A 4,834-nucleotide genomic window follows, 5' to 3' on the forward strand; every position below is an offset into this window, starting at 1 on the left:
ATATTTACCCACGATTCTCGCTTTACCCCACCCCGGTTTTGTCTCTTGCCAAAACCTCCCCTCCCCTTGCTAAGGGGAGGGGATTGAGGGGTGGGGTTAAATCAGCGTGGATTGAAGAAGAAATAAATCTTATAGATAGCAACTAAATAATAAAATTCTATCAGTGTCAATTAGATTTTCATTTGTGAGCTACGACAACGTTTGTAAAATCTTAGCTGAAAAATACCCAACCGATTTTGCGCGTTGGTTGCTAGCGGTTGAACCCCGAACCATCGAAGTTTTAAAAACAGAATTGAGCATTGAACCAATTCGCGCTGATTCGTTGACATTTCTGCAAACAGAAAACCGCATCTTACACATCGAATTTCAAACTATCACAAGGTCTAAAACACCGATTTCTTTTCGGATGTTGGATTATTCTGTCAGATTGATACGTCAGTATAAAGTCCCTGTCACGCAAGTCGTGATTTTTTTACAACAGACAAGTGATGAAATTGCCTTCACTGAACAATATCGCAGTGAAACGACAACTCATCGCTATCGCGTTTTGCGGATGTGGGAACAAGATTCAGTGCAATTTCTCAATAATCCTGCACTCTTACCGTTAGCACCGTTAACGCAAACAAACTCACCCCAAGCATTATTATCGCAGGTTGCCCAGAGCGTTGCTAGAATTTCGGATAGGGAGACGAGGCAGAATATTGCAGCTTATACAGAGATATTAGCGGGTTTGAAATTTGAAAAAGATTCAATTCGGCAATTTTTACGGGAGGACGTTATGCAAGAGTCAGTGATTTATCAGGATATTTTGCAGAAGGGAGAACAAAAAGAAGCACTTAGATTCTGTCTGTCTTTACTTAATGAACGTTTTGGTGAAATTGATTCGTCAATTCTTGAGCGAGTTCAAGTTTTCAATAAAGAACAGCTAGAAGCTTTAGGTAGAGCGCTTTTTAGAATGTCATCAATTGCTGATTTACTGACTTGGTTAGACGAGCAGGAAAGCAATTAAGTAAGTGGGTTTAATGAAATATAAGATGTAGTGCGGGCTGTCCTGCCCGCGAGCGAGACGCTCGCACTACTGCTATCTACGAATTAATTACCTTGATATTACTCCTGGCTCTTTACCCCGAGCTTTTCCTGATGCTCAACGTAGGAAGTCAGCACCGAATCAATCATCGCTTGATACCCCTTCCCTCGACTGCGAAACCATTGGAGCGTTCGAGGGTTAAGTTTTATGTAAATCCCCTCCTTCTTCTGGGGTAACGAAAGCTCGGCATTTTTCCAGAAGTCTTCATCAAGCGGTGCAATATCGGAGTAATCGATTTCTTCGTCCGCCATTTCGACGAGCTTTCTGTGACGTTCCTCGGGGGACATATCACCCGAGAAGTTTGTTTTGCTCATAGTACGCCCTCTCTTTCTTGTTCGCTTTGCGAGCCGAGATGATCCGAGTATGCCCATCACGTTCGGTGTGAACGACTACCACCACGATGCTCGTAGCAAGTGTGCTTAACGGGATCTCACCAAGGGTGACTTTCCGTATCTCACCATAGTCAAATCGGCAATCTTCCCTGGTGATTGCAAAAGGATCATTGAATACCCTCTTGGCTTCCTCGAAGCGTATGCCGTGTTTCTCTATGTTCTGCTTGTCTTTTGCGTCGTTCCACTCGAAAGACATACATCAAAATATATATGATTATATATATTTTCTTGAAAACAGGGCAATCTTGCATAACTGTGGGCTGCTGCCTCAATATAATTATGGAAGGCAGAGCCTCCTGTATGGCACTCCCACGCAGAGCATGGGAGCGAGAGAGCGAGCAAAGAACCTCTAAGCCGCTTCTCCCCCCACCACCACATCACGTATCCTTAAACTAGGACCACCGCAACCTACTGCTAAACCGTTTTGTCCACCTTTACCGCAACCGCCAGACTCATCCCAGTAAAAGTCATCCCCGATCGCCTCAATATCCGCCAAAGTCTGAAAAACATTCCCTGAAAGCGTCACATCCTTCACAGGTTCAGCAATCTTACCGTTTCTAATCATCCACGCTTCCCCAGCGCTGAAGGTGAACATTTCCCCATTCGTCATTCCACCCAACCAGTTACGGGCGTAAACTCCTTCTTTTATACCGCTAAATAAATCCTCGACAGGCGTTTTTCCTGGTTTAATCCAGGTATTTGTCATCCGTACAATTGGGGGATAGTGATAACTGAGACAGCGTGCATTGCCCGTTGGCGCTTCGTCCAATTTGCCAGCCGTTTCACGAGAATGTAAACGTCCTGTCAAAATTCCATCTTCTATAAGTTGGGTTGTAGTTGCAGGTGTGCCTTCATCGTCGTAAAAATAGCTACCTCGATGTCCTTGGGGCGCAGCACCATCAAAAATCTGCAATTCTTTTGGTCCAAATTGACGCCCAATCGTCATTGCTTCCAACAAATCTGGGTTTTCGTATGCCATATCTGCTTCGGAAAGATGTCCAAAGGCTTCATGAACAAATAACCCAGAAAGAATCGGGTCTATCACCACAGTATAAATATTACCTTTCACAGATGGTAAAGATAACGCTGCAACTGCCCTTTGTGCTGCTTCTTTAACTTGTTCATCTAAAGCCGTCAAATCTTCAAAAGCTTTGCGCGAACCTGTGGTTTCTCTTCCAGTTTGCACAGTTTCGCCGTTTCTCGCTGTGGCTGCAAAGCGCATTTCCATATCCACCCAAGATTGCTCAATAAAAGTCCCTTCGCTGGTGGCGAGGATAACTTTTTGGGCGCTGTCTCCATAGCGGACAGAGGTGGTGGTAATCCGGCTGTCAACGCTTTTGAGTAATTGTGTGTAGCGATCGCACAATTCTTTTTTCTTTTTCAACGAGATTTGCCGAGGATCGCTTCCAGTTAAGGGCATACTGCATACTGCTTGCACTATGTCAATTGGAGCTAGGACAGTTTCTTCATCACCAACAATTTTGGCGGCGGCGATCGCTTCTTCAATGCGATCGCGAATTGTCGCCAGTTGGTTAAAACTACTAAACCCCCATCCACCCTTGTAACATGCGCGAATCTGTCCACCAATGGAGATACCTTCACTAAGGCTTTCTACCTTGTCGCCACGCAAGAAGATATCGGTACCTTCAGCCTCTTCAAGGCGAATCATCAGATAATCTACACGGGATGAGTAGCGCTTGAGTAAGTCAGAAAGTAAATTTTGAGCGTCAGCAAGTAAAGTCGGCATTTGTCGGACAAGAACAATGAGGAACTGCCTTCATTGTGCAATTATGCCAGTATTAGCTGCCACTGAACGAGGGAACTGAGATCTTGCATCATTACGAATAAACCACTAATACTTATATGAAATAGTGTTTAAATATACTAAATAGTTCCTTCCATTTTTTTTCAGTCCATTTGAATGGACTTCGCTTATTAGCCTGGGACTTACAGTCCTAGGCGGACGAGAACAAAGTCAAGCAGCCTGTAATTAATTTGACATATTTGTTCCAGGTGCAAGATGTAAGGGAATTCTTTTTATATGACGCGTTTGTAAGGCTATCAAGGTAAAATGTTAATTCGTGAGTCAAATGTTGCAATAGGTAGGCAAAGGTGTGATGGATGCCCCTCGAAAATGAATTACGAAACCGCTTGCAAATTTTTGATTGACCAAACACTTTATAACGAGGAAAACCCAGATGCCTTGTTGATACGTCTACAGCGGGGACAACCACCAATACCTGGTCAGATTACCTCGATTTTGTTGGCATTGAAAGTGGTGTTTGAAGGTGTAAAAGATGCTACTGTTATAGACAAAAAATTAGCTTACGCCTTATATCTATTAAGCATTAGGACTCAACAACTTTTTGCAGCAGGGCGCAAGGCAGGCGTTCAATGGTCACCCTTACTACTGCAAGATTTGCTGAGAATCGCCACTGCAACTGAATCTATCTTTTCTGGTGAGTGGCAAAATTTACATTAACAGTTAACAGTTAACAGTTATCAGTCTATAGGATTCCTTTTTGATTTTTGCGAAGCTAGGTACTGTTCCCTGTTCCCTGTTCCCTGTTCCCTGTTCCCTGTTCCCTGTTCCCTGTTCCCTGTTAAGCGTGTTTCTTAAGAGTCAGCCTGATGGAATCATTGCGACTTTTATGACCTTACGATCTCTCATATCACAAAACACCTGTTCTAAATCCTGCAATGGACGGTGTTCGCTGATGAGTAACTCAAAGGGAATCTTCTGACTTGCAATCAGTGACAGCGCCGCCCGAACGTACTCTGGAGTATTATGAAAAACCCCTTTGAGAGTGAGTTCGCTGTAGTGTAGCTGTTCTGTATTCACGCTAATAGTTGTATCTCGTGGACAACCACCAAATAGGTTAACAGTTGCACCAGGACGAGCACAAGCAATTGCAGTTTCCCAGACACTTGGTACACCAGTTGCTTCAATCACCACATCTGCACCCCATCCCTGTGTCAGTTCTTTCACTAAACTAGGAATCTCTGGGAATTGATGATAATTAAAGGTCTTTGCTGCACCCAGTTTTTCTCCAATTTCTAGCCTTTGGTCATTGCCTCCAAAGAGTAACACTTCAGCTTTGACATCATGTGCTAATTTAGCCACAAACATCAGCCCAATTGCCCCGTCTCCTAACACCACGACAAAATCACCTGGTTTGACGTTGGAACGGGCGACTCCATGTAGCACACAAGCCAGAGGTTCTGTCATTGCTGCCAATTCATAAGGCAAGTCATCAGGAATTGGCAACATGTTATGTTGCACAATCGGTGCGGGAATTTTTAAGTATTGGGCAAAAGTGCCGTTATTCCATGTCAAATTTGGACAGAGGGAATA

The 4,834-nt window shown here is 43.9% G+C and carries 6 protein-coding genes; 2 read left to right on the forward strand and 4 right to left on the reverse strand.

Annotation, left to right across the window (positions count from 1 at the left end; all coding sequences use genetic code 11):
• Positions 1-184: 184 nt before the first annotated feature.
• Positions 185-1,009 carry a DUF4351 domain-containing protein gene (locus DP116_RS26915; protein WP_169158053.1) on the forward strand — a complete coding sequence of 275 codons (825 nt, stop codon included), beginning with the start codon at positions 185-187 and terminating at the stop codon, positions 1,007-1,009.
• 98 nt (positions 1,010-1,107) lie between these two features.
• Here the strand turns inward: DP116_RS26915 and DP116_RS26920 are convergent, their stop codons facing one another.
• From DP116_RS26920 to DP116_RS26930, 3 genes are all read right to left on the reverse strand, one after another.
• Entirely contained in the window at positions 1,108-1,401 is a 294-nt protein-coding gene (locus DP116_RS26920) for a BrnA antitoxin family protein (RefSeq protein WP_169158054.1), read from the reverse strand.
• On the reverse strand, positions 1,376-1,675 hold the full coding sequence (locus DP116_RS26925; protein ID WP_169158055.1) for a BrnT family toxin: 300 nt from the start codon (positions 1,673-1,675) through the stop codon (positions 1,376-1,378). Before DP116_RS26925 ends, DP116_RS26920 begins: the two co-directional genes overlap by 26 nt.
• A 153-nt stretch (positions 1,676-1,828) precedes the next feature.
• A complete protein-coding gene (locus DP116_RS26930; RefSeq protein ID WP_169158056.1) occupies positions 1,829-3,226 on the reverse strand; it encodes a TldD/PmbA family protein in 1,398 nt (465 codons plus the stop codon).
• Between the two features lie 387 nt (positions 3,227-3,613).
• Between DP116_RS26930 and DP116_RS26935 the strand changes: the two genes are divergently transcribed.
• Positions 3,614-3,961 carry a Dethiobiotin synthetase gene (locus DP116_RS26935; RefSeq protein WP_169158057.1) on the forward strand — a complete coding sequence of 116 codons (348 nt, stop codon included), beginning with the start codon at positions 3,614-3,616 and terminating at the stop codon, positions 3,959-3,961.
• A gap of 141 nt (positions 3,962-4,102) precedes the next feature.
• On the opposite strand, the gene DP116_RS26940 is transcribed toward DP116_RS26935, so the two are convergent.
• On the reverse strand, positions 4,103-4,834 hold a 732-nt coding region (locus DP116_RS26940; RefSeq protein ID WP_246275818.1), incomplete at its 5' end, for a zinc-dependent alcohol dehydrogenase.

Origin of the sequence: Brasilonema bromeliae SPC951, assembly GCF_012912135.1 — a bacterium.
GTDB lineage: Bacteria > Cyanobacteriota > Cyanobacteriia > Cyanobacteriales > Nostocaceae > Brasilonema > Brasilonema bromeliae.

What these genes read in the sequence shown, in the direction of transcription:
- DP116_RS26920 (WP_169158054.1), bottom strand. Translation starts at nt 1,401, where the DNA reads ATGAGCAAAACAAACTTCTCGGGTGATATGTCCCCCGAGGAACGTCAC.
- DP116_RS26925 (WP_169158055.1), bottom strand. Translation starts at nt 1,675, where the DNA reads ATGTCTTTCGAGTGGAACGACGCAAAAGACAAGCAGAACATAGAGAAA.
- DP116_RS26930 (WP_169158056.1), bottom strand. Translation starts at nt 3,226, where the DNA reads ATGCCGACTTTACTTGCTGACGCTCAAAATTTACTTTCTGACTTACTC.
- DP116_RS26935 (WP_169158057.1), top strand. Translation starts at nt 3,614, where the DNA reads ATGAATTACGAAACCGCTTGCAAATTTTTGATTGACCAAACACTTTAT.